At 55.4% G+C, this 26,129-nt stretch carries 26 protein-coding genes; 5 read left to right on the top strand and 21 right to left on the bottom strand.

The genetic code is table 11. From position 1 onward, the window contains the following. Positions 1-46 precede the first annotated feature (46 nt). The 3 genes from H7R76_RS05485 to H7R76_RS05475 are packed head-to-tail and all read right to left on the bottom strand — an operon-like array spanning position 47 to position 2,314. The gene (locus H7R76_RS05485) at positions 47-283 is read right to left on the bottom strand and encodes a non-oxidative hydroxyarylic acid decarboxylases subunit D (RefSeq protein WP_106926088.1); all 237 of its coding nucleotides are present in this window, start codon (positions 281-283) and stop codon (positions 47-49) included. A 10-nt stretch (positions 284-293) separates the two neighbouring features. Then, positions 294-1,721, bottom strand: a complete 1,428-nt coding sequence (locus H7R76_RS05480) for a non-oxidative hydroxyarylic acid decarboxylases subunit C (protein ID WP_182967172.1) — start codon at positions 1,719-1,721, stop codon at positions 294-296. After that, positions 1,721-2,314: a non-oxidative hydroxyarylic acid decarboxylases subunit B gene (locus H7R76_RS05475; protein WP_106926084.1), complete on the bottom strand. Its 594-nt coding sequence runs from the start codon at positions 2,312-2,314 to the stop codon at positions 1,721-1,723. The genes H7R76_RS05480 and H7R76_RS05475 overlap by 1 nt, the downstream gene beginning before the upstream one ends. Positions 2,315-2,455: 141 nt before the next feature. On the opposite strand from H7R76_RS05475, the gene H7R76_RS05470 reads away from it, so the two are divergent. Then, entirely contained in the window at positions 2,456-2,860 is a 405-nt protein-coding gene (locus H7R76_RS05470; protein ID WP_182967170.1) for a MarR family winged helix-turn-helix transcriptional regulator, read from the top strand. A gap of 61 nt (positions 2,861-2,921) precedes the next feature. On the opposite strand, the gene rpoS is transcribed toward H7R76_RS05470, so the two are convergent. The 12 genes from rpoS to cysD form a co-directional block, all read right to left on the bottom strand. Then, positions 2,922-3,914: an RNA polymerase sigma factor RpoS gene (gene rpoS / locus H7R76_RS05465; RefSeq protein ID WP_106926080.1), complete on the bottom strand. Its 993-nt coding sequence runs from the start codon at positions 3,912-3,914 to the stop codon at positions 2,922-2,924. A gap of 117 nt (positions 3,915-4,031) precedes the next feature. Beyond that, positions 4,032-5,177 carry a murein hydrolase activator NlpD gene (gene nlpD / locus H7R76_RS05460; protein ID WP_106926078.1) on the bottom strand — a complete coding sequence of 382 codons (1,146 nt, stop codon included), beginning with the start codon at positions 5,175-5,177 and terminating at the stop codon, positions 4,032-4,034. A gap of 122 nt (positions 5,178-5,299) precedes the next feature. Then, on the bottom strand, positions 5,300-5,929 hold the full coding sequence (locus H7R76_RS05455) for a protein-L-isoaspartate(D-aspartate) O-methyltransferase (protein WP_106926076.1): 630 nt from the start codon (positions 5,927-5,929) through the stop codon (positions 5,300-5,302). After that, a complete protein-coding gene (gene surE, locus H7R76_RS05450; protein ID WP_182930115.1) occupies positions 5,923-6,684 on the bottom strand; it encodes a 5'/3'-nucleotidase SurE in 762 nt (253 codons plus the stop codon). The genes H7R76_RS05455 and surE overlap by 7 nt, the downstream gene beginning before the upstream one ends. After that, positions 6,665-7,714, bottom strand: coding sequence for a tRNA pseudouridine(13) synthase TruD (gene truD / locus H7R76_RS05445; protein WP_182930114.1), 1,050 nt, complete (start codon positions 7,712-7,714; stop codon positions 6,665-6,667). The genes surE and truD overlap by 20 nt, the downstream gene beginning before the upstream one ends. Further along, positions 7,711-8,190 (bottom strand): 2-C-methyl-D-erythritol 2,4-cyclodiphosphate synthase, encoded by a 480-nt coding sequence (gene ispF / locus H7R76_RS05440; protein WP_106926070.1) that lies wholly within the window; start codon positions 8,188-8,190, stop codon positions 7,711-7,713. Before ispF ends, truD begins: the two co-directional genes overlap by 4 nt. Further along, a complete protein-coding gene (gene ispD, locus H7R76_RS05435; RefSeq protein WP_106926068.1) occupies positions 8,190-8,900 on the bottom strand; it encodes a 2-C-methyl-D-erythritol 4-phosphate cytidylyltransferase in 711 nt (236 codons plus the stop codon). The genes ispF and ispD overlap by 1 nt, the downstream gene beginning before the upstream one ends. A gap of 19 nt (positions 8,901-8,919) precedes the next feature. Continuing rightward, a complete protein-coding gene (gene ftsB / locus H7R76_RS05430) occupies positions 8,920-9,237 on the bottom strand; it encodes a cell division protein FtsB (protein ID WP_106926066.1) in 318 nt (105 codons plus the stop codon). Positions 9,238-9,388: 151 nt separating this feature from the next. After that, positions 9,389-9,715 (bottom strand): DUF3561 family protein, encoded by a 327-nt coding sequence (locus tag H7R76_RS05425; RefSeq protein WP_106926064.1) that lies wholly within the window; start codon positions 9,713-9,715, stop codon positions 9,389-9,391. Between the two features lie 43 nt (positions 9,716-9,758). Next, the gene (gene cysC / locus H7R76_RS05420) at positions 9,759-10,364 is read right to left on the bottom strand and encodes an adenylyl-sulfate kinase (protein ID WP_106926062.1); all 606 of its coding nucleotides are present in this window, start codon (positions 10,362-10,364) and stop codon (positions 9,759-9,761) included. Beyond that, positions 10,364-11,791, bottom strand: coding sequence for a sulfate adenylyltransferase subunit CysN (gene cysN / locus H7R76_RS05415; RefSeq protein WP_106926059.1), 1,428 nt, complete (start codon positions 11,789-11,791; stop codon positions 10,364-10,366). The genes cysC and cysN overlap by 1 nt, the downstream gene beginning before the upstream one ends. Positions 11,792-11,800: 9 nt before the next feature. Continuing rightward, complete coding sequence (gene cysD, locus H7R76_RS05410; protein ID WP_106926057.1) at positions 11,801-12,709, bottom strand: sulfate adenylyltransferase subunit CysD; 909 nt, start codon at positions 12,707-12,709, stop codon at positions 11,801-11,803. Between the two features lie 312 nt (positions 12,710-13,021). Between cysD and H7R76_RS05405 the strand changes: the two genes are divergently transcribed. Continuing rightward, entirely contained in the window at positions 13,022-14,068 is a 1,047-nt protein-coding gene (locus H7R76_RS05405) for an aminopeptidase (protein ID WP_182930113.1), read from the top strand. Positions 14,069-14,131: 63 nt separating this feature from the next. Here H7R76_RS05405 and cysH read toward each other — a convergent pair whose 3' ends face one another. From cysH to cysJ, 3 genes are all read right to left on the bottom strand, one after another. After that, complete coding sequence (gene cysH, locus H7R76_RS05400) at positions 14,132-14,866, bottom strand: phosphoadenosine phosphosulfate reductase (protein WP_106926053.1); 735 nt, start codon at positions 14,864-14,866, stop codon at positions 14,132-14,134. Positions 14,867-14,967: 101 nt separating this feature from the next. Beyond that, positions 14,968-16,680, bottom strand: coding sequence for an assimilatory sulfite reductase (NADPH) hemoprotein subunit (gene cysI, locus H7R76_RS05395; protein WP_106926051.1), 1,713 nt, complete (start codon positions 16,678-16,680; stop codon positions 14,968-14,970). Then, positions 16,680-18,482 (bottom strand): NADPH-dependent assimilatory sulfite reductase flavoprotein subunit, encoded by a 1,803-nt coding sequence (gene cysJ, locus H7R76_RS05390; RefSeq protein ID WP_106926049.1) that lies wholly within the window; start codon positions 18,480-18,482, stop codon positions 16,680-16,682. Before cysJ ends, cysI begins: the two co-directional genes overlap by 1 nt. Before the next feature lie 304 nt (positions 18,483-18,786). Here cysJ and queD point away from each other — a divergent pair, with 304 nt between their 5' ends. Both queD and agp read left to right on the top strand, forming a co-directional pair. Further along, positions 18,787-19,152 (top strand): 6-carboxytetrahydropterin synthase QueD, encoded by a 366-nt coding sequence (gene queD, locus H7R76_RS05385; protein ID WP_181357981.1) that lies wholly within the window; start codon positions 18,787-18,789, stop codon positions 19,150-19,152. A gap of 165 nt (positions 19,153-19,317) precedes the next feature. Then, positions 19,318-20,559 carry a bifunctional glucose-1-phosphatase/inositol phosphatase gene (gene agp, locus H7R76_RS05380; RefSeq protein ID WP_182967168.1) on the top strand — a complete coding sequence of 414 codons (1,242 nt, stop codon included), beginning with the start codon at positions 19,318-19,320 and terminating at the stop codon, positions 20,557-20,559. 137 nt (positions 20,560-20,696) lie between these two features. On the opposite strand, the gene queE is transcribed toward agp, so the two are convergent. Continuing rightward, a complete protein-coding gene (gene queE / locus H7R76_RS05375; RefSeq protein ID WP_106926045.1) occupies positions 20,697-21,368 on the bottom strand; it encodes a 7-carboxy-7-deazaguanine synthase QueE in 672 nt (223 codons plus the stop codon). A gap of 528 nt (positions 21,369-21,896) precedes the next feature. On the opposite strand from queE, the gene H7R76_RS05370 reads away from it, so the two are divergent. Continuing rightward, entirely contained in the window at positions 21,897-23,006 is a 1,110-nt protein-coding gene (locus H7R76_RS05370) for an SDR family oxidoreductase (protein WP_106926043.1), read from the top strand. 50 nt (positions 23,007-23,056) lie between these two features. Here H7R76_RS05370 and eno read toward each other — a convergent pair whose 3' ends face one another. Beyond that, positions 23,057-24,355, bottom strand: a complete 1,299-nt coding sequence (gene eno, locus H7R76_RS05365; protein WP_106926041.1) for a phosphopyruvate hydratase — start codon at positions 24,353-24,355, stop codon at positions 23,057-23,059. A gap of 79 nt (positions 24,356-24,434) precedes the next feature. After that, the gene (pyrG, locus tag H7R76_RS05360) at positions 24,435-26,072 is read right to left on the bottom strand and encodes a glutamine hydrolyzing CTP synthase (RefSeq protein WP_106926039.1); all 1,638 of its coding nucleotides are present in this window, start codon (positions 26,070-26,072) and stop codon (positions 24,435-24,437) included. Positions 26,073-26,129 lie beyond the last annotated feature (57 nt).

The following is a 26,129-nucleotide window of genomic DNA, read 5'->3' as shown; positions in this document are numbered from 1 at the left end:
TGGCGCTTCGCTTATCAGGCCTACCGACAGTTTGCCGACCCGTTTATCAGCGCTTATCTTCCGCCAGCAGCGGCGGAATGCTCGGCACCATCGGCGCGTCGTCGATATCCTTCTGCGTCATGCGGAACGCTTCCGGGTAATGTTCGCGATGGGTGCGGCGTAGCGGCTCGGTATCGCGCCAGGTGTACAGACAGTGCTGGCACTGGTATACGGTCCAGACATCTTTGACCGGCGATTTTGCCATGATTTCAATATGTTCATCGGCGCAACGTGGGCAAATCATCATTTTCTCCTTACTTGCGGTTAGCCAACATAGCGGTCAGTTTTTCAGCCCATGCTTTCGTTTCAGGCAGATCCTGTACGGGCTGGCTGTAATGACCGCGGTTGTCCGGCGCAACCGGGGTCGTCGCGTCGATAATCAGTTTGTCGGTAATTCCCGCCGGGCTTGATCCCGGATCGAGTTCCAGTACCGACATGTTCGGCAGTTGCACCAGATCGCCCGCCGGATTGACCTTCGAGGAGAGCGCCCACATCACCTGCGGCAGGTTGAACGGGTCAACGTCTTCGTCAACCATAATCACCATCTTCACGTACCCCAGGCCGTGCGGCGTCGTCATTGCACGCAGCCCGACCGCGCGGGCGAAGCCGCCGTAGCGTTTTTTAGTGGAGATAATCGCCAGCAGGCCGTGGGTGTACATCGCATTCACCGCCTGCACTTCCGGGAATTCAGCCTTCAGCTGCTGGTACAGCGGCACGCAGGTCGCCGGCCCCATCAGGTAGTCGATTTCGGTCCACGGCATGCCGAGGTAGAGCGATTCAAAAATCGGTTTTGTACGGTAGGAAACTTTGTCGATGCGCACCACGGTCATGTTGCGACCGCCGGAGTAGTGACCGGTGAATTCACCGAACGGACCTTCAATTTCACGCTTACGGCCTTCGATTACCCCTTCGATAATCACTTCCGAGCCCCACGGTACGTCGAAACCGGTCAGCGGCGCGGTGGCAATGGGGTACGGGCTTTCACGCAGCGCGCCGGCCATTTCATATTCGGACTGATCGTACTTCAGCGGCGTGGCGCCCATCAGGGTGATGATCGGGTCGTTGCCCAGGGTAATGGCGATCGGTAAATCCTCACCGCGCTCTTCCGCTTTATGCAGGTGCAGCGCAATGTCGTGCATCGGCACCGGCTGCAGGCCAAGCTTGCGCTTGCCCTTCACTTCCATACGGTAAATACCGACGTTCTGCTTGCCGAAGTTATCCGGGTCCAGCGGGTCACGCGAGACAACGCACGCTTTGTCGAGGTAGAAGCCCCCGTCGCCGTCATTCAGGCGGAACAGCGGCAGGATGTCGAACAGGTTAATGTCGTCACCGTCGACGGTGTTTTCCGCCCATGCCGGGTTAGCACGGCGTTCCGGGGCAATCGGGAAGTTGTCCCAGCGGCGAATAAATTCATCAATCTGCTTTTTAACCGGCGTGTTGATTGGCAATCCCAGCGAGATGGCATGGTTCTGCCATGAGCCAATCGTGTTCATCACCACACGCGCATCGGTAAAGCCGCGAATATTGTCAAACCACAGCGCAGGTGCGCCGTCGCCAATGCGCCCGGTCGCATTGGCCGCCGCCGCCAGATCCGGCTCGGCGTTAACCTCTTCGCTTATTTTGAGCAGCTGACCCTGGTCCTCCAGCGCCTGCAAGAACCCGCGTAAATCATCAAAAGCCATTATGCATTCTCCTGTGAAAGTGGTGTCGCCGTCGACAGCCCCTGCCAGCGGCGCGCCTTATCATGTTTGAGGCCGAACTGATCGAGCACGCGGGTCACCACGTGCTGCACGATGTCGTCCACCGTTTCCGGATGGTTATAAAACGCCGGCATAGGTGGCACCATGGCAACGCCCATGCGCGAGAGCGCCAGCATGTTTTCCAGATGAATGGTGCTAAGCGGCATTTCGCGCGGCACCAGCACCAGCTTGCGCCCTTCTTTCAATACGACGTCGGCCGCACGGCCAACGAGACCATCGGCATATCCCGCGCGAATACCGGCAAGCGTTTTCATACTGCAGGGGATCACAATCATGCCGTCGGTCTGGAATGAGCCGGAAGAGATGGTCGCAGCCTGATCGGCCGGGCTATGGCTGAAGTCGGCCATTGCCGCCACTTCGCGCACAGTCCACGGGGTTTCCAGTTCGATGGTGGTTTTGGCCCATTTCGACATCACCAGATGCGTTTCCACCTCCGGCATGTCGCGCAGCGCCTGCAGAAGCGCAACGCCCAACGGTGCGCCGGTTGCGCCGGTCATGCCAATAATCAGTCTCATCGTTCACCTCAAATTCGTTCGTGTACGAACAATGTACTTAACCTACTCCTGTCGACGGTATCTGACAAGGTCGTTCGCATTTTTTGTTCAATGACACGTGAGCGGCTATCATAGTCGCAGGGTTATCGTCGGAGAGCGTTCGTGGAAATTAAAAATGAAGCCTTTCACCTGCTTCGCCATCTTTTTCAGCAACATACATCACGCTGGCAGCAAGAGCTGCCCGAGCTGACGAAACCGCAATACGCGGTGATGCGCTCCATTGCCGAATGCCCCGGTATTGAGCAGGTGGCGTTGACCAGCGTGGCGGTCAGCACGAAAGCCACGCTGGCTGAGATGTTGAGCAGGATGGAAACGCGCGGATGGGTCAAACGCGAGCACGATCCCGACGATAAGCGCCGTCGGTTCGTCTTTTTAACGCCGGAAGGTGAAGCGCTGCTGGCGGCCAGTCAGCCGGTGGGGAATCGCGTCGATAATGAATTTTTACAGCGCTTAACCGCCGAAGAGCGACAGCAGTTTACGCAGTTAATTCGTAAAATGATGGACTAGCGCGAAAAAATGGCAAAGAAAAAGGCCAGTCTCTCGACTGACCTCTTTGAATAAAACAGGCTTATTCGCGGAACAGCGCTTCGATATTCAGCCCCTGCGTCTGCAGGATTTCACGCAGACGGCGCAGACCTTCAACCTGAATCTGACGCACGCGTTCGCGGGTCAGGCCAATCTCGCGGCCGACATCTTCCAGCGTCGCTGCTTCATACCCCAACAGACCAAAACGACGCGCCAGCACTTCTCGTTGTTTGGCGTTCAGTTCGAACAGCCATTTCACGATGCTTTGCTTCATGTCATCGTCCTGCGTGGTGTCTTCCGGACCGTTTTCATTTTCATCGGCCAGGATATCCAGCAGCGCTTTCTCAGAATCGCCCCCCAGAGGGGTATCAACTGAGGTAATGCGTTCATTGAGACGCAGCATACGGCTAACGTCATCAACCGGCTTATCCAGCTGTTCAGCTATCTCTTCTGCGCTCGGTTCATGGTCCAATTTATGGGACAGCTCGCGCGCGGTACGCAGATAGACGTTCAGCTCTTTAACGATATGGATAGGCAGACGGATGGTACGGGTTTGGTTCATGATAGCCCGTTCAATCGTCTGACGAATCCACCAGGTGGCATAGGTTGAGAAACGGAACCCACGCTCCGGGTCAAACTTCTCTACGGCACGAATCAGCCCCAGGTTGCCCTCTTCGATCAGATCCAGCAGCGCCAGACCACGATTGCCATAACGGCGGGCAATTTTCACCACCAGACGGAGGTTGCTTTCAATCATCCGACGGCGTGAGGCCACATCGCCACGCAGAGCACGGCGTGCAAAATAGACTTCTTCTTCAGCGGTCAATAACGGAGAATAGCCGATCTCGCCTAAGTACAGCTGGGTCGCATCGAGTACACGTTGAGTAGCACCCTGCGATAAGAGCTCTTCTTCTGCGAGTTCGTTGTCACTGGGTTCCTCTTCATTTAAGGCCTTCTCATCGAACGCCTCTACTCCATTCTCATCAAATTCCGCGTCTTCATTTAAATCATGAACTTTCAGCGTATTCTGACTCATTTTAAGGTGGCTCCTACCCGTGATCCCCAGGCAATGCACCTTATCATGTCACTCTTCAGGCGACCTCTGCGGCTGCCGATGCCGCCTGAAAGCGTTCATGTGAAGGACTTTGCCGACTTATCGCTGCGGTAAGTACTGCAGCGGGTTGACGGATTTCCCCTTGTAACGAATTTCAAAATGCAAACGTGTTGAACTGGTTCCGGTGCTACCCATGGTAGCGATTTTCTGCCCCGCCTTGACGTCCTGTTGTTCCCGGACCAGCATTGTATCGTTATGAGCGTAGGCACTCAGGTAATCATCGTTGTGTTTGATGATAATAAGATTACCGTAACCGCGCAGTGCGTTACCGGCATAGACGACGCGCCCATCGGCGGTTGCGACGATTGCCTGTCCTTTACTGCCCGCAATATCGATACCTTTATTGCCACCGTCGGTGCCGCTAAAGTTTTCGATGATCTTGCCGTCAGTCGGCCAGCGCCATGAAGAAATTGGCGAACTGGTTGAAGTACTGCTGGCAGTCGGTACGGTCGTGCTCGCAGTCGGTGCCGTTACAGGCGCTGTGACAGTCGTCGCAGGCTTGTTGTTAGGCAACATTTTGTTAGCACTTTGTTCACCTGAATCCTCAGAATACGTAATTGTCGGAGTCGACGCAACAACCGCGGTTGATTTTTGTGCAGGTTTTGAGACTAATCCGGTATTTCCACCGCTGGCCTGCGCGCTGGCCACAGCGACCGGGTTATTGCCGGTAATCGGCTGGCCGGAAGCGTTGCCGACCTGCAGTACCTGACCCACGTTCAACGCGTACGGGGCCGCCACGTTATTACGCTGCGCCAGGTCACGGAAGTCGTTGCCGGTCACCCAGGCAATGTAGAACAGCGTGTCGCCGTGTTTGACCGTATAGGTGCTGCCACCGGTGTAGCTGCCTTTTGGAATATCGCCGTATTTACGGTTGTAGACGATATGGCCGTTCTGCATCTGCACCGGCTGCTCGGCAACGGGCTGAGACACGCGAGGCTGGGTTTGAACGGGCTGGGTCTGCACCGGCTGTACCGGCTGAATCTGAGGCGTTGACTGCGCCGTGCTGCCCATTTTTGGCGGCGGCGTAATCAGCATGCCGGAGTTGGTGCTGCTGGTGCCACCGCTGTTCACGGAGCTCACTGGCGCTGGCGCATTATTTGAAGAAGAACAGCCGGCCAGCCAAAGTGAAACCAGTGATAATGCCACAACACGATTGACGGTAAATTTAGGGCTTCCCGCGCTCATTTATCCCCCAGGAATAGGTTAACTGCCAGTGACTTAATACCGTGCAACGCAGGTGATGAACACTGGAAAATATGCTCACCATACGCTGAATTGGGCTGAAAACCCTCAGAAAAATCCGGGTCTCAGGCCAGTTCCCCCTTAACAAGAGGAACGAAGCGAACGGCCTCAACGGTATCAATAATAAATTCGTCTCCCCGCCGATGAACGCGCTTTAGATACTGCTGATCATCGCCCACGGGTAAAACGAGAATTCCGCCTTCATCCAGCTGCGACATCAGCGCAACCGGGATCTCCAGCGGAGCTGCCGTCACGATGATGGCGTCAAACGGGGCACGTGCCTGCCACCCCTGCCAGCCATCGCCGTGGCGGGTAGATACATTATGCAAATCAAGCTGCTTCAGGCGACGCCTGGCGTGCCATTGCAGACTTTTGATGCGCTCAACCGAGCAGACGTGATGCACCAGATGCGCCAGAATGGCCGTCTGATAGCCTGAACCGGTGCCGATTTCCAGCACCCGGGACTCCGGCGTCAGCTCCAGCAGCTCGGTCATCCGCGCCACCATATACGGCTGCGAAATCGTCTGCCCCTGACCTATCGGTAGCGCAACGTTCTCCCACGCATTGTGTTCGAACGCTTCATCAATAAATTTATCGCGCGGCACCTGCGCCATTGCCTCAAGCACGCGCTCATCGCGTATGCCCAGCTGACGAAGCTGATTAAGCAGGCTCTGGATACGTTTACTGACTACCATTGTGTATCGACCCTCGCCTGCTCAAGCCAGCCGGTGACCACGTCGTGGGCGCTGTGTGCCGTGAGATCGACATGCAGCGGCGTAACCGACACGTAGCCGGCATCAACGGCAGCAAAATCGGTATCCGGGCCGGCATCGCATTTGTCGCCCGGCGGGCCAATCCAGTAGAGCGTATTACCGCGCGGATCCTGCTGCGGGATGACTTTATCCGCCGGATGGCGGCTGCCACAGCGGGTAACGCGAATCCCTTTGATTTGATCGAGCGGCAGATCCGGAACGTTCACGTTCAGGATACGCCCGGTACGCAGCGGTTCGCGAGAAAGCGCCCGCAGCAGCGAGCAGGTCACGGCGGCAGCAGTATCGTAGTGCTGATGACCGTTCAACGACACCGCCAGCGCGGGAAAGCCTAAATGGCGGCCTTCCATCGCGGCCGCCACCGTGCCGGAGTAAATGACGTCATCGCCCAGATTGGGCCCGGCATTGATGCCGGAGACCACGATATCAGGGCGCGGGCGCATCAGCGCATTGACGCCCAGATAGACGCAGTCCGTCGGTGTGCCCATTTGTACGGCGATGTCGCCATTATCGAAAGTGAAGGTACGAAGCGAGGATTCCAGCGTCAGTGAGTTCGATGCGCCGCTGCGGTTACGATCGGGTGCAACTACCTGAACCTCGGCAAACTCCCGCAAGGCTCTGGCCAGCGTCTGAATACCTGGCGCATGGATCCCGTCATCGTTACTCAGCAATATTCGCATAATCACCTGTTGTATTGATAAGTTCCCTTACCACGCTGGTTGCAAAGCTGCCCGCCGGAAGCCAGAAACGCAGTTCGACGGTAACGTCGTCCCACCAGTTCCAGCTTAGCTGCTGTGGATACAGCAGCATCGCGCGACGCGCGGCCTCGACTTTTTCGCGCAGCAGCAGCGACTGCAACGCCGTCTCGTCGGCCAGCACGGTCTGTTCAAATTCCAGGGCGCTACGCTGTGGCCCCCAGTCGCCGCTCCCGGGCAGCGCTGCGGTAATCATCAATTCACGCGCGTCGACGCGAGCCTGCAATTCGGCCCGCTCTTCTTCGCTGGCAACAAACCAGCTGCCGCGTCCCGCTAATTGTAGCGCATCGCCGTCAACAACTTGATTAAAGTCCAGTTTTTTTAGGCGCTCGCTCACTAGCTGATTAAACAACGCGCTGCGGGCCGCCGACAACCAAAAACTGCGTTTATTCCGATCGCGTACCGGCGCGCCGCTTTCTGCCCAGCGCAGTGCGCCCTGCAGGTTGCTGCCGCCGATGCCGAAACGCTGGGCCCCGAAGTAATTTGGCACGCCGCGCTCGGCGATGGCCTGCAGGCGCGCCTCAACGTCGTCACGCCCGCGAACCTCGCGTAGCACCAGCGTAAACTGGTTGCCCTTCAGCGCCCCTAAACGCAGCTTACGCTTATGGCGGGCATATTCCAGCACCTGACAACCTTCAAGCTGAAACTGGCTTAAATCCGGCATGGTATTGCCCGGCACGCGTGCGCATAGCCACTGTTCGGTCACCGCATGCTTATCTTTCTGCCCGGCAAAGCTCACTTCGCGGGCGTGGATTTTCAAAAACTTCGCCAGCGCGTCGGCCACAAATCGGGTGTTGCAGCCATTTTTCAGGATGCGTACCAGAATATGCTCGCCTTCGCCGTCAGGCTCAAAGCCTAAATCTTCGACCACCAGAAAATCTTCCGGATTGGCCTTTAACTGCCCCGTCCCCTGCGGTTTACCGTGCAGCCAGGTGAGTTCATCAAACTGAATCATGACGTTGCCTTATGCAGCAGTGCGACCGCCTCACAGGCGATACCCTCGCCGCGCCCGGTAAAGCCGAGCTTCTCGGTGGTGGTCGCTTTGACGTTAACATCGTCCATATGACAGCCGAGGTCTTCGGCAATAAAAACGCGCATCTGCGGAATGTGCGGCAGCATTTTCGGCGCCTGGGCGATAATCGTGACGTCGACGTTTCCCAGCGTGTAGCCTTTGGCCTGAACCCGTTTCCACGCTTCGCGCAGCAGCGCGCGGCTGTCGGCGCCTTTAAACGCCGGATCGGTGTCCGGGAACAGCTTGCCAATATCACCCAGCGCCGCAGCGCCCAGCAGCGCGTCGGTCAGCGCGTGCAGCGCAACGTCGCCATCAGAGTGCGCCAGCAGCCCTTTTTCGTAAGGGATACGCACGCCGCCAATGATAATCGGGCCAACGCCCCCAAAGGCGTGTACGTCAAAACCGTGTCCAATTCGCATTATGCATTCTCCGGGTTACCCGAGCGGGTGAGGTAAAATTCAGCGAGCGCCAGGTCTTCCGGGCGAGTCACTTTAATATTATCAGCGCGTCCGGCGATCAACTCGGGGTGAAAGCCACAATATTCTAATGCCGATGCTTCATCGGTGATCGACGCACCGTCGTTCAGCGCGCGGGTCAGGCACGCTAACAGCAGCTCGCGCGGGAAAAATTGCGGCGTCAATGCGTGCCACAGATCGTTACGATCGACGGTATGCGCAATGGCCACTTTCCCCGGTTCGGCGCGCTTCATGGTATCGCGCACCGGTGCGGCCAGAATGCCGCCCACGCGGCTACGTTCGCTGAGCGCGAGCAGACGAGCAAGGTCGTCCTGATGCAGACACGGGCGTGCGGCATCATGCACCAGCACCCATTCGGCATCATCAATCGCACGCAGGCCCGCCAGCACGGAATCGGCACGTTCGGCACCGCCTTCTACGACGGTAATCTGAGGATGTTGCGCAAGAGGAAGCTGCGCGAAGCGTTCGTCTCCGGCAGAGACGGCGATAATCACCCGCTGGACGCGGGCGTTAGCCAGCAGCGCATCCACCGAGTGTTCAAGAATCGTTTTGTTACCGATTGAGAGATATTGCTTTGGGCAGTCCGTTTGCATGCGGCGGCCAAATCCGGCTGCCGGCACCACGGCGCATACGCCCGGAAAAGTCACGGCCATGTCGTCATCCTGGGACTGGTTATCGATTAGTTTGCGTTTGCCCCGCGCTCTGCGTGCGCTTAGACGCATCCGGAACCAGACGATAAAACGTTTCGCCCGGACGGGTCATGCTGAGTTCGTTACGCGCGCGTTCCTCGATCGCTTCCTGACCGCCGTTGAGATCGTCAATTTCAGCGAAAAGCTGATCGTTACGCGCTTTTAATTTTGCGTTCGTTGATTGTTGTACGGATACATCATCACGGACCCTGCTAAAGTCATGCAGGCCGTTTTTTCCAAACCACAACGAATATTGTAGCCAGACCAGCAAAGCCAGTAATAGCAGCGTTAATTTACCCATCCTGCCCCCTGAAAAACGGCACTATCATCCCATAACTCGCCGTCATACTCCACTCCGGCCGCGGGCAATACCGTATATCGCCGGAAATGTACCACATTTCACCCGCACAGGGGACCGGCTAACGCGCTGGACCAGGCCGACTGCGCAAGGATTAACTCATAATCCACATAAATAACAAGCTGCACAGCACGGCAACGGTCAGCAGCGTGGCAACAATAGTGTAGGCAAGTTTGCCTTTCATCAGCGAATGAAAAGCCACGCCAACGACAACCGATACCGGCATCAGGGCAAGGAAAAAAGGCCAGGTGTAGAGGAAGAAGAACAGCGTGTTATTGCCGTAGTGCAGGTAGGGAATTCCCAGCGCCATCAACCACGCCGCAAAGCCAACAAAGGCCCCTGACAAAGACCAGGTGGTTTCGTCATAAGCAGGGGCGAGTGACTCGGGCGGGGCCACGTTGATGTTCTGAGTATTACGCATAAATAATCCTGTTAGGTCGGAGCAGGCACACGCCGACACGTTTTCAGGATCTGATAATATCGCTCTGCCTCAGTAGATCTAATAATTGAGCCACCAAATTTGTTACTAATTGTTCACCGTCGAGATGGATTGCTGGTCGCTCGGGAGATTCATATGATGAATCAATCCCGGTAAAATTACGCAGCTCGCCGGCGCGCGCTTTTTTGTACAACCCTTTTGGGTCGCGCGCTTCGCAAATGGCCAGCGGCGTATCAACGAACACTTCAAAAAAGCGTCCCTCGCCGACGCGTTCACGCACCATCTGACGCTCAGCGCGGTGTGGCGAGATAAAGGCCGTTAATACCACCAGCCCGGCATCCACCATCAGCTTTGCCACTTCGCCAACGCGACGGATGTTCTCTTTACGAGAGTCATCAGTAAAGCCCAGATCGTTGCACAAGCCGTGACGTACGTTATCGCCGTCCAGCAAATAGGTGCTGACGCCCAGCTCGTGCAATGCCTCTTCCAGCGCTCCGGCTACGGTTGATTTGCCCGATCCCGACAGACCGGTAAACCACAGCACAACGCCACGGTGACCGTGGAGTTGTTCGCGCTGCTGGGCGGTGACGGGATGCGCGTGCCAGACCACGTTCTCGTCGTGTGCCGCCATTATTTGCCTCCCAGCAAATCGCGCGCGCCCCAGTGCGGGAAGTGCTTACGCACCAGCGCATTCAGCTCCAGCTCAAAGGCACTGTAGTCAGTATTGACCACCGCCTGCTGGGTATTGGGCTCGCGAACCATACCGGCACCCACGGTAACGTTGCTTAACCGATCGATAAAGATAAGCCCGCCGGTCACCGGGTTTTCCTGGTATTTATCCAGCACCAACGGCTCGTCAAAGGTCAGATCCACCAGACCTATCCCGTTCAGCGGCAGCGCTTCCACTTCACGCTGGGTCAGGTTGTTGATGTCCACCTGGTACTGAATGCCGTCGACACGTGCGCGCGTCTTCTTGCCGGCAACCTTAATGTCATAGCTCTGCCCCGCCGCAAGCGGCTGTTCGGCCATCCACACCACATCAACGCTGGCGCGCTGTACCGACGGCAGCGCGTCCTTTGCGTCAAGCAGCAGGTCACCGCGGCTGATGTCGATTTCATCTTTCAGCACCAGCGTAATGGCTTCACCGGCGGCCGCTTCCTGCAGGTCACCGTCGAAGGTGACGATACGCGCAACGGTTGACTCAACGCCTGACGGCAGCACCTTGATGCGCTGGCCGACCTTCACGGTGCCGGAAGCCAGCGTGCCGGAGAAGCCGCGGAAGTCCAGGTTCGGGCGGTTAACATACTGTACGGGGAAACGCATCGGCTGGCTGTCGACCGTGCGGCGAATCGCTACAGTTTCCAGTACTTCCAGCAGCGTCGGGCCGCTGTACCACGGCAGCTTTTCGCTGCTGTTGGCCACGTTATCGCCTTCCAGCGCGGAGAGAGGCACAAAGCGAATATCCAGATTGCCCGGCAGCTGCTCAGCAAAGGTCAAATATTCTTCGCGAATGCGGTTAAAGGTCTCTTCGCTATAGTCGACGAGATCCATTTTGTTGACTGCCACGACCAGGTGTTTGATACCCAGCAGCGTTGAAATAAAGCTGTGACGACGAGTCTGATCGAGCACACCTTTACGCGCGTCAATCAGCAGGATCGCCAGGTCGCAGGTGGATGCACCGGTGGCCATATTTCGGGTGTACTGCTCGTGCCCCGGGGTGTCGGCGATGATGAATTTGCGCTTCTCAGTCGAAAAATAGCGGTAGGCCACGTCAATGGTGATGCCTTGCTCACGCTCGGCCTGCAGGCCATCCACCAGCAGCGCCAGATCAAGCTTCTCGCCCTGGGTACCGTGGCGTTTGCTGTCATTGTGCAGCGAGGACAGCTGGTCTTCGTAAATCTGGCGCGTGTCGTGCAGCAGGCGGCCAATCAGCGTACTTTTACCGTCATCCACGCTGCCGCAGGTCAGAAAGCGCAGCAGGCTTTTATGCTGCTGAGCGTGCAGGTATGCTTCCACGCCGCCTTCGTCGGCAATTTGTTGTGCAATAGTGGTGTTCATGGCGGCTCCTTAGAAATAACCCTGACGTTTTTTAAGCTCCATGGAGCCGGCCTGGTCGCGGTCAATCACGCGCCCCTGGCGTTCACTGGTGGTTGAGACCAGCATCTCTTCGATGATTTCCGGCAGCGACTGCGCGTCGGACTCTACCGCGCCGGTCAGCGGCCAGCATCCCAGGGTACGGAAACGCACCATGCGTTTTTTGATCACTTCGCCTGGCTGCAAATCAATCCTATCGTCGTCGATCATCATCAGCATGCCGTCACGCTCCAGCACCGGACGCTCGGCGGCCAGGTACAGCGGAACAATCTCGATGTTTTCCAGATAGATATACTGCCAGATATCCAGCTCGGTCCAGTTAGAGAGCGGGAACACGCGAATGCTTTCACCTTTGTTGATCTGGCCGTTGTAGTTGTGCCACAGCTCCGGGCGCTGGTTTTTCGGGTCCCAGCGGTGGAAGCGGTCGCGGAAGGAGTAAATGCGCTCTTTAGCGCGCGACTTTTCTTCATCGCGACGCGCGCCGCCGAATGCGGCATCAAAGCCGTATTTATTCAGCGCCTGCTTAAGGCCTTCGGTTTTCATAATGTCAGTATGCTTGGCGCTACCGTGGACAAACGGGTTAATGCCCATCGCCACCCCTTCCGGGTTTTTATGCACCAGCAGCTCGCAGCCGTAGGCCTTGGCGGTACGATCGCGAAACTCGTACATTTCACGGAATTTCCAGCCGGTATCGACGTGCAGCAGCGGGAACGGCAGCGTACCGGGGTAAAACGCCTTGCGCGCCAGATGCAGCATCACGCTGGAATCTTTACCGATGGAGTACATCATCACCGGATTGGAAAATTCGGCGGCCACCTCACGGATAATATGGATGCTTTCCGCCTCCAGTTGCCGCAGGTGAGTAAGTCGTTTTTGGTCCATAACCGTTCCTTAAGCCTGATTCATTGCACGTCTGTTGTGTTGAGGGCCGATCTTGTCGTTGGCGCTTATTGGGTCGTGCTACAACTCGCTAACAATCAGCAATAGAGGGACTATAGGGGTAGGTTTAGACCAAATGAAATTACGAAAAGGAATGAGTAGTTACTCAAAGGAATAACGCCCTGGAAAAGCAAATATCAAAAAGTGCTTAACATGCTATTTTTCGGGCATTTAAGCGTATTGGAAATTGTGTAATGAAAACCTTGGTTTCATACTAGGCGCGTCTATTTTTTTGCACTGTTGTAAGGACGTCCTATGTTCTCCGCACTGCGCCACTGCATGGCAGCCCTGGCGCTCGGCGTATGTCTTACCCTCCCGGCGCACGCGGCATCCGCTTCGCTGGGCGCTATCGCCAATACGCAGGCTCGCTATATCGCCACTTATTTTCCCGGCCGCATTACCGGCACACCGGCGGAAATGCTCTCCGCAGACTACATTCGCCAGCAGTTTGCGCAAATGGGCTACCAGAGCGATATCCGCACGTTTCACAGCCGCTATATCTACACCAGCAAAGATAACCGTAAGAACTGGCATAACGTGGTCGGCAGCACCGTCATTGCCGCGCATGAAGGTCAATCCAGTCAGCAAATTATCATCATGGCACATCTGGATACCTACGCCCCGCGCAGCGACAGCGACGTTGAGCAGAATTTTGGCGGCCTGACGCTACAGGGCATTGATGATAACGCGCTGGGCCTGGGCGTGATGCTGGAGCTGGCTGAGCGCTTTAAAGATATTCCCACCCAGTACGGTATTCGTTTTATTGCCACCAGCGGCGAAGAGGAAGGCAAACTCGGCGCAGAGAATTTACTTAAACGCATGAGCAGCGCGGAGAAGAAAAATACTCTGCTGGTCATTAACCTCGATAACCTCGTCGTTGGCGATAAACTCTATTTTAACAGCGGCGTAAAAACGCCTGCCTCGGTGCGCAAACTCACCCGCGATCGCGCGCTGACGCTGGCCCGCAGCCACGGCATTGCCGCCGCGACGAATCCGGGCCTTAATCCTCAGTATCCGCAGGGCACCGGCTGCTGTAACGACGCAGAAGTGTTTGATAAAGCAGGTATTCCTGTCCTGTCTATTGAGGCGACTAACTGGTCGCTCGGCAAAAAAGACGGTTACCAGCAGCGCGCCAAAAGCGCCAGCTTCCCGGACGGCACCAGCTGGCATAATGCGCAGCTCGATAACCAGCAGCATATTGATAAAGCGCTACCGGGGCGCATTGAGCACCGCAGCCGCGATGTGGTGAAAGTGATGATGCCGCTGATGAAAGAGCTGGCGAAGGCGGGAAAGCACAGCTAACCCGTCTCCCTTAAAAAAGCCCCCGGTACGGAGCCGGGGGCGTGAAATGTGCAGAAAAAGACCTTAGCCTTCGTGCAGCCCGCACTCGCGCTTGAGCCCAAAGAATCGCGTCTCTTCTTCCGCCATCCCAGGTTCCCACTTACGGGTGGTATGCGTATCGCCCACCGACAGATAGCCCTGATCCCACAGCGGATGGTATTTCAGGCCGTGCTTTTGCAGGTACTGATACACCGTGCGGTTATCCCAGTCGATGATCGGCAGCACCTTAAAGACCCCGCGCTGAATCGCCAGCACCGGTAGCGTGGCGCGGCTACCGGACTGTTCGCGGCGCAGACCGGCAAACCAGGTTTGCGCGTTGAGCTCTTTCAGCGCCCGGTTCATCGGCTCAACCTTGTTGATGTCATTGTATTTCTCAATGCCTTCGACGCCCTGCTCCCACAGCTTACCGTAGCGTGCTTCCTGCCAGGCCGCGCTCTCTTTCGCGCGATAAACCTGCAGATTCAGCTTGAGTTTGTCCGTTAACTCATCAATAAACTGGTAGGTTTCCGGGAACAGGTAGCCGGTATCGGTCAGGATCACCGGGATATCCGGGCGAATCTGATTCACCAGATGCAGGCTTACTGCGGCCTGAATACCGAAGCTTGATGACAGCACATATTCACCTGGCAGGTTTTCCAGCGCCCACGCCACGCGTTCCTCGGCGCTCAGCTTTTCCAGTTCGGCGTTGGTTTCAGCCAGCGCCAGCACGCGATCGACTTTTGGCAGGTCGTTCAGCGCGTTGAGATCGAGTTTGGACATAAGTTCCTCGCTGTTTGCCTTGCCTGATGGCGCTGCGCTTATCAGGCCTACGCGGTTGGTAGGCCGGATAAAGCATTTATGCCGCCATCCGGCAGTTCAGGTTATTCCCAGAAATCACGCGCGGGATCGAGCACCGGGCGAATGATGCCCGCACGCACCGTAAAGTCACCGAAGCCTTCACCCGCTTCGCGCTCTTTCGCCCAGCGCCCGACCAGTTCGTCAACGGCGTCGAGAATTTCCGATTCCGTAATATTTTCGCGATACATACGCGGGATGCGCGTGCCCATGCGGTTACCGCCCAGATGTACGTTGTAGCGACCCGGTGCTTTACCCACCAGCCCCAGTTCCGCCAGCATCGCGCGGCCACAGCCGTTCGGGCAGCCGGTGACGCGCATCACGATATGCTCGTCAGGAATGCCATGCTTTTCCAGGATCGCTTCCACTTTGTCAGTGAATGACGGCAGGAAACGTTCGGCTTCGGCCATCGCCAGCGGACAGGTCGGGAACGACACGCAGGCCATCGAGTTTTCACGCTGCGGCTTCACTGCATTCATCAGCCCATGATCGCGCGCCAGCTTCTCTACCTTCGCTTTCTGGCTTTCCGGTACACCGGCAATAATCAGGTTCTGGTTAGCGGTAATGCGGAAATCGCCTTTGTGGATCTTCGCGATCTCCAGCAGCCCGGTTTTCAGCGGACGGCCCGGATAATCCAGAATACGGCCGTTTTCAATAAACAGCGTCAGGTGCCAGTTATTGTCGATCCCTTTCACCCAACCAATGCGATCGCCACGACCGGTGAACTCGTACGGGCGGATCGGCTCAAACTTGATCCCCGCACGGCGCTCCACTTCCTCTTTGAACGTGTCGATACCAACGCGTTCAAGGGTGTATTTGGTTTTGGCATTTTTACGATCGGTACGGTTACCCCAGTCGCGCTGGGTCGTGACCACCGCTTCCGCCACCGCCAGGGTGTGCTCCAGCGGCAGGAAGCCGAATTCGCTCGCGGTACGGGCATAGGTTTTCTTGTTGCCGTGTTCGATTGAGAGACCGCCGCCGACCAGCAGGTTAAAACCGACCAGCTTGCCGTTTTCGGCAATCGCCACGAAGTTCATGTCGTTGGCGTGCAGATCGATATCGTTCTGCGGCGGGATCACCACCGTAGTTTTAAACTTACGCGGCAGATAAGTTGAACCGAGGATCGGCTCTTCGTCCGTCGTCGCGACTTTTTCCTGATCGAGCCAGATCTCTGCATAGGCGCGAGTACGCGGCAGCAGATGTTCGGAGATCTTTTTCGCCCACTCATAGGCTTGCGCGTGCAGCTCGGACTCATATGGGTTCGAGGTGCACAGCACGTTACGGTTCATGTCGTTGGCGGTCGCCAGTGCGTCCAGGCCAACGGAGTGCAGCATCTGGTGCACCGGCTTCACGTTCTTCTTCAGAATACCGTGGAACTGGAAGGTCTGACGGTTAGTCAGACGGATGCTGCCGTAAATGGTGTTATCCGCGGCAAATTTGTCGATGGCCTTCCACTGGGTTGGGGTGATCACCCCGCCCGGCAAACGGCAGCGCAGCAGCATGGCGTGACGCGGCTCCAGCTTCTGCTCTGCACGTTCGGCGCGGATATCGCGGTCGTCCTGCTGGTACATGCCGTGGAAACGGATCAGCAGGAAGTTATCGCCGTGGAAGCCGCCGGTCAGGCCGTCGTTCAGGTCTTCCGCGATGGTGCCACGCAGGAAATTACTTTCACGCTTCATGCGCTCGGCGTCAGTCAGTTTGCCTTCGACCACTAAAGGCCCTGGGTATTTTTCGCTCATTAGTAGACATCTCGCTGATAACGGCGCTCAATGCGCAGCTCACTTAAAAATTCATCCGCCGCTTCGATGTCCATTGCACCGAATTCAGCAATCACTTCCAGCAATGCCTGCTCAACGTCTTTCGCCATGCGATTAGCGTCGCCGCAGACATAAATGTGGGCACCGTCATTGATCCAGCGCCACAGCTCTGCGCCCTGTTCGCGCAGTTTGTCTTGGACGTAGATTTTTTCTTTTTGATCGCGAGACCAGGCCAGATCGATTCGGCTCAGCACGCCCTCTTTTACATAGCGCTGCCATTCCACCTGATACAGGAAATCTTCGGTGAAATGCGGGTTGCCGAAGAACAACCAGTTCTTGCCTTCGGCGCCATCGGCAGCACGCTGCTGCATAAAGGCGCGAAACGGGGCAATACCGGTGCCCGGGCCAATCATAATCACCGGCGTCTGCGGGTTTGCCGGCAGGCGGAAGTTATCGTTGTGTTCAATGAACACGCGAACTTCACCTTCTTCTTCCACGCGATCGGCGAGGAAGCTGGACGCGCCGCCTGCGCGGGCGCGCCCTTCAATGTCATAACGCACGACGCCGACGGTCACGTGCACTTCACTTTCGACTTCCGCCTGTGCCGAGGCGATGGAGTAAAGGCGCGGGGTCAGCGGACGCAGCAGGCCGATTAACGCTTCGGCGTCGAGCTGTGCCGGGGAGAAGCGCACCATATCGACGATTGGCGTGGTCGCCGCATATTGCTGAAGCTGGGCTTTATCACCGACCAGCGGCAGCAGCGATTCACTGCGCGTTAAGGTGGCATAGTTTTCCACGATATTGGCAGTGTTGACCGTCAGCTCAAAGTGCCACTGCAGGGCTTCCGCCAGCGGCAGCGTTTTGCCATTAACCGTGACCGGTTCATCGCCCTTCAGCCACAGCAGTTCAACCAGCTCTTTGACCAGCGAGGGATCGTTCTGATACCACACGCCCAGCGCGTCGCCCGGCTGATAGCGCAGGCCGGAGTCACCGAGATCGATTTCGATATGACGGACATCTTTTTGCGAATCACGGCCGGTGATTTTCTGGTTCACCGAGAGCGATGCCGATAGCGGCGCTTCTTTGGTGTACGGGCTGGAGTGAACCTCATTGACCGCACCGCTTGCCACGGCCGCGACGGAAGACGCTGCTGGCGCACGGGCTTTTAGCACCTCAACCAGACGCTCGCGCCACTGCGCAGCCGCGGTCTGGTATTCGACGTCGGCATCGACGCGATCGAGCAGACGCTCGCCGCCCAGTTCAGCCAGCTTGCTGTCGAAGTCTTTCCCCGCCTGGCAGAAGAACTCATAAGAGGTATCGCCCAGACCCAGCACCGCAAAGGCGGTATCGGTCAGCTTCGGCGCTTTTTTCGAGAACAGGAACTTATGCAGCGCAACGGCCTCTTCCGGCGTTTCCCCTTCACCCTGCGTAGAGGTCACTATCACCAACAGCTTTTCTGACGCGATTTGTTTGAATTTATAATCCCCGGCGTTCACCAGGTTCACGTTCAGTTTGGCGGCCAGCAGATCGTCACGCAGCGCTTCGGCAACACGGCGCGCGTTGCCGGTTTGCGAGGCGGAAATCAGCGTGATGCTCGGGACTTCAGCGGCTACCGGCGCGGCTGTTGCGACCGCTGCGCCTGGCTGCTGGTTAAGCACGCCCCAAAAATAGCCGGAAACCCAGGCAAGCTGGGTCGGTGTTAAATCGGTAGTGGCGGCCTGTAAGCGCGCCAACTGCTCCGGATTAAGCGGGAGCAAAGCTGAAGGGGGAGACTGTGTTGTCATGCGTCGTTATGTTCCAGTAGCAAAGCTGTTTCTAATCAGGAAAAACAAAACTGAATGTAAGGTTAACGACGACGATAATAACAATTAAAGAAGTGATAGAAATATCAAATAACCAAATGGACTAACCTGTTTTCCTGGTAGTTAATAGCGATAAAACAGATTTAATAACTAATTGATATGATTGAAAAATAATTATCACCATGACCAATATTTGCACGCATTGCCCGTTTAGCCGTTTTAGTTAATGCAGAAAAATGTGCATTCGGGTACTATGCGGCGTTTTTTTCCGCAAGACTGAGAGTTCATGATGTCCACCACACTGTTTAAAGATTTCACCTTCGAAGCCGCCCACCACCTGCCACATGTGCCAAAAGGGCATAAGTGCGGTCGCCTGCACGGCCATTCGTTTATGGTGCGTCTTGAGATTACCGGTGAAGTCGATCCCCATACTGGTTGGATCATGGATTTTGCCGAACTGAAAGCGGCGTTCAAACCGACCTACGATCGTCTGGATCACTACTATCTGAACGATATCCCTGGCCTGGAGAACCCGACCAGTGAAGTGCTGTCCCGCTGGATCTGGGAACAGGTTAAACCGGTTGTGCCGCTGCTGAGCGCGGTCATGGTTAAAGAAACCTGCACCGCTGGCTGCGTTTATCGCGGCGAGTAATTTCTCCCGCACGCGGGGAGCCGGTACACGACTCCCCCGCCTCGTTCACCATTTCCGCTATCGTCCTCATTTCACTGATTTTTCATTCTGCGGCCTGCCGCGCGGAAAAATTGCCCGCATCTGCCAGACTCATTAGGTTGGTAAATACATAATGAGGAAATAGGGATGAAGAAAACGTTTCTTGCGGTAGCGCTCTCTGCGCTGTGCATTGCCTCTGGCGCGAGCGCCGCGACAACGACCGAGGATGGGTATCAGCTTCAACAGGTGCTGGTGATGAGCCGTCACAACCTTCGTGCACCGCTTGCCACTAACGGCAGCGTGCTGCAACAGTCGACGCCAAACGCGTGGCCTACGTGGGAAGTTCCTGGCGGCCAGCTCACCACCAAGGGCGGCATTCTGGAAGTGTATATGGGGCACTATATGCGCGAGTGGCTGGCGCAGCAGGGTCTGGTCACCAGCGGAGAATGCCCGCCGCCGAACAGCGTTTACGCCTATGCCAATAGCCTGCAACGTACCGTCGCCACCGCTCAGTTCTTTATCAACGGCGCCTTCCCCGGCTGCGATATTGTGGTCCACCATCAAGAAAAAATGGGCACAATGGACCCTACGTTTAACCCGGTGATCACCAATGATTCTGACGCCTTCCGCGAAAAAGCGGTGCAGGCGATGGAAAAAGAGCGCCAGGGTAAACATCTGGACGAAAGCTTTAAACTGCTGTCGCAAATCATTCGCTATCAGGACTCTCCGTCCTGCAAAGAAAAACAGCAGTGCTCTCTGAGCGAAGCAAAAGACAGCTTTAGCGCTAACTACCAAAAAGAGCCGAGCGTGAAAGGCCCGCTGGCGGTGGGTAACTCGCTCGTCGATGCGTTTACGCTGCAATATTACGAAGGTTTCCCGCTGGATCAGGTGGCATGGGGTGAAATTAAAACGGATAAGCAGTGGCAACTGCTGTCGCAGCTGAAAAACGGCTACCAGGATAGCCTGTTTACCTCAACGGAAGTGGCGCAGAACGTCGCAAAACCGCTGGTAAAATATATCGATAATGCGCTGGTGACCGAGGCGGCAAAAGCGCCAAAAGTGACCATATTAGTCGGCCATGATTCCAACATTGCTTCGCTGTTAACCGCGCTCGATTTCGACGCCTACACGCTTCCTGGCCAATATGAGCGTACGCCCATTGGCGGAAAAATCGTTTTCCAGCGCTGGCATGACGCAAAAGAAAATCGGGACTTAATGAAAATTGAGTACGTTTATCAGAGCACCGAACAGTTGCGTAATGCCGATAAGCTGACGCTGGAAACACCGCCACAGCGCGTCACGCTGGCGTTGAAAGGCTGCCCGGTGGATGCCAACGGTTTCTGTCCGATGGACCGTTTCTCGAAGCTGATGAATGAGGCCGCCAGGTAATAATCAGCAGGCCTGCTAAGCGCAGCGCCATCAGGCACTACGGTGCAAATTGACCAGTGCCGGCGTCGCCTTATCCAGCCGACGAAAAAACCACGGGCGAGGCGGATTGCCCCTCGCCCTGGGTTAAGAACAGCGTCTTAGGCGATATTCAGATACTTATGCGTCTGCATCGATAAACGCCAGTTACGTGCGATACAGGTTTCAATGCACAGGCGCGTAGCGTCTTCTTTCTGGCTGATAGGCTGCAGGGCAATAATGCGGGGCTTATCGTCGGAGAGCGTCTCAAGCAGTTCGTCCAGCGCTTCGATGTCGCGCACGCGGCCTACCGGGTGCTTGATTTCATCGGCGCGGGCCAGCGCCTGCGACAGCACGTCGAAGCCGCCGCGCATATTCACTTTTGGTGAGACGGTAACCCAGGTACTGTGTGAACAGCGCACTTCATGCGTGCCGCTGGTTTCAATCTGGCAGCTGAAGCCATTCTGCTCGAGCATTGTGGTAAGCGGGGTCAGATCGTGAATACACGGTTCACCGCCGGTAATAACCACGTGGCGCGCCGTCCAGCCCTGGCGGCCAATAATCGCCAGCAGGTCTTCGCTACTTGCCGCGCCCCATTTATCGCTCTCTTTGGTTTTTGCCAGGATACTGAACAGAGAAACTTCCCGATCCTCGAGCTTCTCCCAGGTATGTTTAGTGTCACACCAGGCACAGCCTACCGGGCATCCCTGTAAACGAATAAAAATGGCGGGAACGCCAGTAAAATAACCTTCGCCCTGCAGGGTCTGGAACATCTCGTTAATCGGGTACTGCATCGTCAACTCTTCAATAGTGGTAAACCGTTATTATTGCATACTTCGCCCCAACGATCCCGCGCACTTCTTGCGCAACCGCGAGTACACGCCGCACGCCGCGCTTCTGATTAAAGATATCTTTTAAAACGACACGCCGCGAAAATGAATTAACTCCGTTGTCGAAACGTTGATTGTATTATTATTCAATTTAACCATACCAACCATTATAAAACTTAGCCTGCAAACATTTCGCCACTAAAACCGGATAATTCATTTATTTCACAAAGAAAAAATGCCACTTTTGATGTAACAAATAATGTTTTAATTTACAACTCAGAAATAAATAAAATTACAATAAAATCAACAATATATAATTATAATTAATTTTTATTGAATTTTTACAAAGCGCGACTTGTCGAATGTAATCCACATTAATGCCGAGTCTTAAAATAAGCTTAAGACACGCCATAAAGAGGCCATTCTTTATTTAATCACCGTTTACTTTTCTCATCCTAGAATCCGCAAACCAACCCTGATGAGACAGTACTCATGAATACATTATTAGTGACGGGCGTTACCGGTTTTTTGGGTGGAGCGGCGCTGGAAGCGATCCTCAATGGCAATAACCATCCTCAATTACTGCTTTTAGTACGTGCTGAAAACGGTGCAGAGGCTGTCGCACGGGTGAAAGCAAACCTGCGCAAGTTCAATCTCAGCGAGGAGCAGCTCGCGGGTTTAAGCGAACGCAATATCCTGCTGGGCGATTTAGCCACACCGGAAGGGTTTCTTAATGACCCACGTCTGGCGCAGGTTACCCACGTGCTGAACTGTGCCGCCGTAGCGTCATTCGGTAACAACCCGCTGATCTGGAAGGTCAACGTGGAAGGTACGCTGAAGTTTGCCCAGCGCATGGCACAGGTAGAAGGCCTGCAGCGTTTTCTCCACGTTGGCACAGCGATGTCCTGCTCGCCGGAACCAGACTCTCTGGTAGCCGAGAGCGCCGCATTTCGCGAGCGCGCGGAACACCTCGTCGAGTACACCCATTCTAAATCGACCATTGAACAGCTGATGCAACAACAGTGCCCTGCGCTGCCGTTAGTTATTGCTCGCCCCTCAATCGTGGTGGGTCATACTCACCACGGCTGCCAGCCGTCCAGCAGCATCTTCTGGGTGTTTAGCATGGGGCTGATGCTGCAAAAATTTATGTGTTCAATGGAAGACCGCATCGACGTGATTCCGGTGGACTATTGCGCCAGCGCGCTGCTGATGCTGCTTCATTCACCGCTCGCACAGGGGGAAGTGGTGCACATCTCCGCCGGGGAAGAGAACAGCGTTCGTTTTGCCGACATTGACAGTGCGATGGCGACAGCGCTGGAGCAGGCACCGGTTGGCGACCGCTATGCGCAGGTAAGCTATGAGACGCTGGTGAAAATGCGCCGCGAGCTTAAAGGCATCTTCGGGCCCTGTAACGAGCGGCTGATGTTGAAAGCCATGCGGCTGTACGGCGCGTTCGCCACGCTGAACGTGCGCTTCAGCAACGATAAGCTGCTGAGCATGGGCATGCCCAAACCCCCTCGTTTTACCGACTATATCGATCGCTGCGTGCAGACAACCCGCGGGCTATCGATCCCTCAGCAGATGGCGGTCGATTTCAAATAAAAAAAATGCCAGCCCGAAGGCTGGCATTTTTATATCAGATAAAGACAGGATTACGCCTGGCCTTTGATCTCTTTACGACCGTTGTACGGAGCCTGTGCACCCAGCGCTTCTTCGATGCGAATCAGCTGGTTGTATTTAGCAACGCGGTCAGAACGGCTCATAGAACCCGTTTTGATCTGGCCAGCAGCGGTACCAACAGCCAGGTCAGCGATGGTAGCGTCTTCAGTTTCGCCAGAACGGTGAGAGATGACAGCGGTGTAGCCAGCGTCTTTCGCCATTTTGATCGCAGCCAGAGTTTCGGTCAGAGAACCGATCTGGTTGAATTTGATCAGGATGGAGTTAACGATGCCTTTTTCGATGCCTTCTTTCAGGATCTTGGTGTTGGTTACGAACAGGTCGTCACCAACCAGCTGGATTTTGTCGCCCAGTACTTTAGTCTGGTATGCGAAACCATCCCAGTCAGACTCGTCCAGACCATCTTCGATGGACACGATCGGGTACTGTTTGGTCAGTTCTTCCAGGAAGTGAGTGAATTCTTCGGAGGTGAATGCTTTGTTGCCTTCGCCAGCCAGAACGTATTTACCGTCTTTGTAGAATTCAGACGCTGCACAGTCCATCGCCAGAGTGATGTCTTTGCCCAGCTCGTAGCCAGCTGCTTTAACCGCTTCAGCGATAACAGCCAGAGCTTCAGCGTTGGAGCCCAGGTTAGGAGCGTAGCCGCCTTCGTCACCAACAGCAGTGTTCATACCTTTAGCTTTCAGAACTTTAGCCAGGTTGTGGAACACTTCGGAACCCATACGTACGGCTTCTTTCAGGGATTTCGCGCCAACTGGCTGAATCATGAATTCCTGAATGTCGACGTTGTTGTCAGCGTGCTCGCCGCCGTTGATGATGTTCATCATCGGAACCGGCATGGAGTATTTGCCCGGAGTACCGTTCAGCTCAGCGATGTGAGCGTACAGCGGCAGGCCTTTAGCGGCAGCTGCTGCTTTGGCGTTTGCCAGAGAAACGGCCAGGATTGCGTTCGCGCCAAAGTTGGATTTGTTTTCAGTACCGTCCAGATCGATCATGATCTTGTCGATGCCAGCCTGATCTTTAGCATCTTTACCCAGCAGAGCCTGAGCAATCGGACCGTTAACAGCGGCAACCGCTTTCAGTACGCCTTTACCCATGAAACGGGATTTGTCGCCATCGCGCAGTTCCAGTGCTTCGCGGGAACCAGTAGAAGCACCTGACGGGGCAGCTGCCATACCGACGAAACCACCTTCCAGGTGTACTTCTGCTTCAACAGTCGGGTTACCACGGGAGTCGATGATTTCACGACCGATGATTTTAACGATTTTGGACATTAGGTTTTCCTCAGTACAAGTTAAACTAAAACTCCAGACAAACAACGCCCCTCGTGGGGCGCTGCCGTTCTAACTTTTTTTACTTCGCCTGGCGCTTCTGGTACTCGCCTGCGGCTTTCACAAAGCCAGCAAACAGCGGGTGCCCATCACGCGGCGTGGAAGTAAACTCCGGATGGAACTGACAAGCAACGAACCACGGGTGATTCGGTACTTCGATGATCTCGACCAACTGATCATCACCGGAACGGCCCGCAACGCGCAGACCTGCAGCTTCAATCTGTTTCAACAACATGTTGTTGACTTCATAGCGGTGACGGTGACGTTCAACGATAGTGGGTTCGCCGTACATCTGACGTACCAGGCTGTCATCGCTAAGCTGGCACTGCTGCGCGCCAAGGCGCATGGTGCCGCCGAGGTCGCTCTTTTCAGTACGAACTTCGACATTGCCTTCTTCATCACGCCATTCGGTAATGAGCGCCACAACCGGGTACTTACAGTCTGGCACAAATTCCGTGGAGTTGGCGTTGTCCATCCCCGCAACGTTGCGCGCAAACTCAATCAGCGCAACCTGCATACCCAGGCAGATGCCCAGATAAGGAATATTATTTTCACGCGCATAGCGCGCGGTCGCGATCTTACCTTCTACACCACGGTAGCCGAAGCCGCCAGGGATCAGGATAGCATCCAAATCTTTCAGAATTTCGACGCCGCGCGTTTCCACATCCTGCGAGTCAATCAGCTTGATGTTGACGCTAACGCGGTTTTTCAGACCACCGTGCTTCAGCGCTTCAATCACGGATTTGTAGGCGTCCGGCAGTTCAATGTACTTGCCGACCATACCAATCGTGACTTCGCCTGCCGGGTTCGCTTCTTCGTAGATAACCTGTTCCCATTCGGCCAGGTTTGCTTCCGGGCAGTTTAAGCTGAATCGTTTACAAATATAATCGTCCAGCCCCTGAGATTTCAACAGGCCTGGAATTTTATAAATGGAATCGACGTCTTTCATCGAAATAACCGCTTTTTCTGGCACATTACAGAACAATGCAATTTTTGCACGTTCGTTGGCCGGAACCGCGCGATCGGAGCGGCAGATCAGAATATCTGGCTGAATACCGATAGAAAGCAGTTCTTTGACGGAGTGCTGAGTCGGTTTAGTTTTCACTTCACCGGCAGCCGCCAGGTAAGGCACCAGAGTCAGGTGCATGAACAGCGCGTGTTCACGACCAATATCAACCGCCAGCTGACGAATCGCTTCCAGGAACGGCAGGGATTCGATATCACCTACGGTACCGCCGATTTCGACCAGTACCACGTCGTGACCTTCGCCACCGGCAAGGACACGCTCTTTAATGGCGTTGGTAATGTGAGGAATGACCTGTACGGTCGCGCCCAGATAGTCACCGCGGCGTTCTTTACGCAGAACGTCGGAGTAGATACGACCGGTCGTGAAGTTATTGCGGCGCGTCATTTTGGTGCGGATGAAACGCTCGTAGTGACCCAGGTCCAGGTCGGTTTCAGCGCCGTCTTCGGTAACGAACACTTCCCCGTGTTGGATCGGGCTCATGGTGCCTGGATCGACGTTGATGTACGGATCCAATTTCATCATGGTCACGTTGAGGCCACGGGCTTCAAGAATGGCTGCCAGGGAGGCTGCGGCAATGCCTTTACCCAGAGAGGATACGACCCCGCCGGTCACAAAAATATAGTTCGTTGTCATGCTGAACCTGAGAAGTTAGGGTGAAACGATGGAATAACCAAGACGGGAAAGTAGTAT

The sequence above is a fragment of the Klebsiella sp. WP8-S18-ESBL-06 genome (genome assembly GCF_014169755.1).
GTDB classification, from domain to species: Bacteria; Pseudomonadota; Gammaproteobacteria; order Enterobacterales; family Enterobacteriaceae; genus Kluyvera; species Kluyvera ascorbata_B.
The sequence above is the reverse complement of the archived record's forward strand: the minus strand, read 5'-3'. Positions and strand labels throughout refer to the sequence as shown.

Coding starts and splice junctions, on each gene's coding strand:
- H7R76_RS05485 (WP_106926088.1), bottom strand. CDS start 283: ATGATTTGCCCACGTTGCGCCGATGAACATATTGAAATCATGGCAAAA.
- H7R76_RS05480 (WP_182967172.1), bottom strand. CDS start 1,721: ATGGCTTTTGATGATTTACGCGGGTTCTTGCAGGCGCTGGAGGACCAG.
- H7R76_RS05475 (WP_106926084.1), bottom strand. CDS start 2,314: ATGAGACTGATTATTGGCATGACCGGCGCAACCGGCGCACCGTTGGGC.
- rpoS (WP_106926080.1), bottom strand. CDS start 3,914: ATGAGTCAGAATACGCTGAAAGTTCATGATTTAAATGAAGACGCGGAA.
- nlpD (WP_106926078.1), bottom strand. CDS start 5,177: ATGAGCGCGGGAAGCCCTAAATTTACCGTCAATCGTGTTGTGGCATTA.
- H7R76_RS05455 (WP_106926076.1), bottom strand. CDS start 5,929: ATGGTAGTCAGTAAACGTATCCAGAGCCTGCTTAATCAGCTTCGTCAG.
- surE (WP_182930115.1), bottom strand. CDS start 6,684: ATGCGAATATTGCTGAGTAACGATGACGGGATCCATGCGCCAGGTATT.
- truD (WP_182930114.1), bottom strand. CDS start 7,714: ATGATTCAGTTTGATGAACTCACCTGGCTGCACGGTAAACCGCAGGGG.
- ispF (WP_106926070.1), bottom strand. CDS start 8,190: ATGCGAATTGGACACGGTTTTGACGTACACGCCTTTGGGGGCGTTGGC.
- ispD (WP_106926068.1), bottom strand. CDS start 8,900: ATGGCCGTGACTTTTCCGGGCGTATGCGCCGTGGTGCCGGCAGCCGGA.
- ftsB (WP_106926066.1), bottom strand. CDS start 9,237: ATGGGTAAATTAACGCTGCTATTACTGGCTTTGCTGGTCTGGCTACAA.
- H7R76_RS05425 (WP_106926064.1), bottom strand. CDS start 9,715: ATGCGTAATACTCAGAACATCAACGTGGCCCCGCCCGAGTCACTCGCC.
- cysC (WP_106926062.1), bottom strand. CDS start 10,364: ATGGCGGCACACGACGAGAACGTGGTCTGGCACGCGCATCCCGTCACC.
- cysN (WP_106926059.1), bottom strand. CDS start 11,791: ATGAACACCACTATTGCACAACAAATTGCCGACGAAGGCGGCGTGGAA.
- cysD (WP_106926057.1), bottom strand. CDS start 12,709: ATGGACCAAAAACGACTTACTCACCTGCGGCAACTGGAGGCGGAAAGC.
- H7R76_RS05405 (WP_182930113.1), top strand. CDS start 13,022: ATGTTCTCCGCACTGCGCCACTGCATGGCAGCCCTGGCGCTCGGCGTA.
- cysH (WP_106926053.1), bottom strand. CDS start 14,866: ATGTCCAAACTCGATCTCAACGCGCTGAACGACCTGCCAAAAGTCGAT.
- cysI (WP_106926051.1), bottom strand. CDS start 16,680: ATGAGCGAAAAATACCCAGGGCCTTTAGTGGTCGAAGGCAAACTGACT.
- cysJ (WP_106926049.1), bottom strand. CDS start 18,482: ATGACAACACAGTCTCCCCCTTCAGCTTTGCTCCCGCTTAATCCGGAG.
- queD (WP_181357981.1), top strand. CDS start 18,787: ATGATGTCCACCACACTGTTTAAAGATTTCACCTTCGAAGCCGCCCAC.
- agp (WP_182967168.1), top strand. CDS start 19,318: ATGAAGAAAACGTTTCTTGCGGTAGCGCTCTCTGCGCTGTGCATTGCC.
- queE (WP_106926045.1), bottom strand. CDS start 21,368: ATGCAGTACCCGATTAACGAGATGTTCCAGACCCTGCAGGGCGAAGGT.
- H7R76_RS05370 (WP_106926043.1), top strand. CDS start 21,897: ATGAATACATTATTAGTGACGGGCGTTACCGGTTTTTTGGGTGGAGCG.
- eno (WP_106926041.1), bottom strand. CDS start 24,355: ATGTCCAAAATCGTTAAAATCATCGGTCGTGAAATCATCGACTCCCGT.
- pyrG (WP_106926039.1), bottom strand. CDS start 26,072: ATGACAACGAACTATATTTTTGTGACCGGCGGGGTCGTATCCTCTCTG.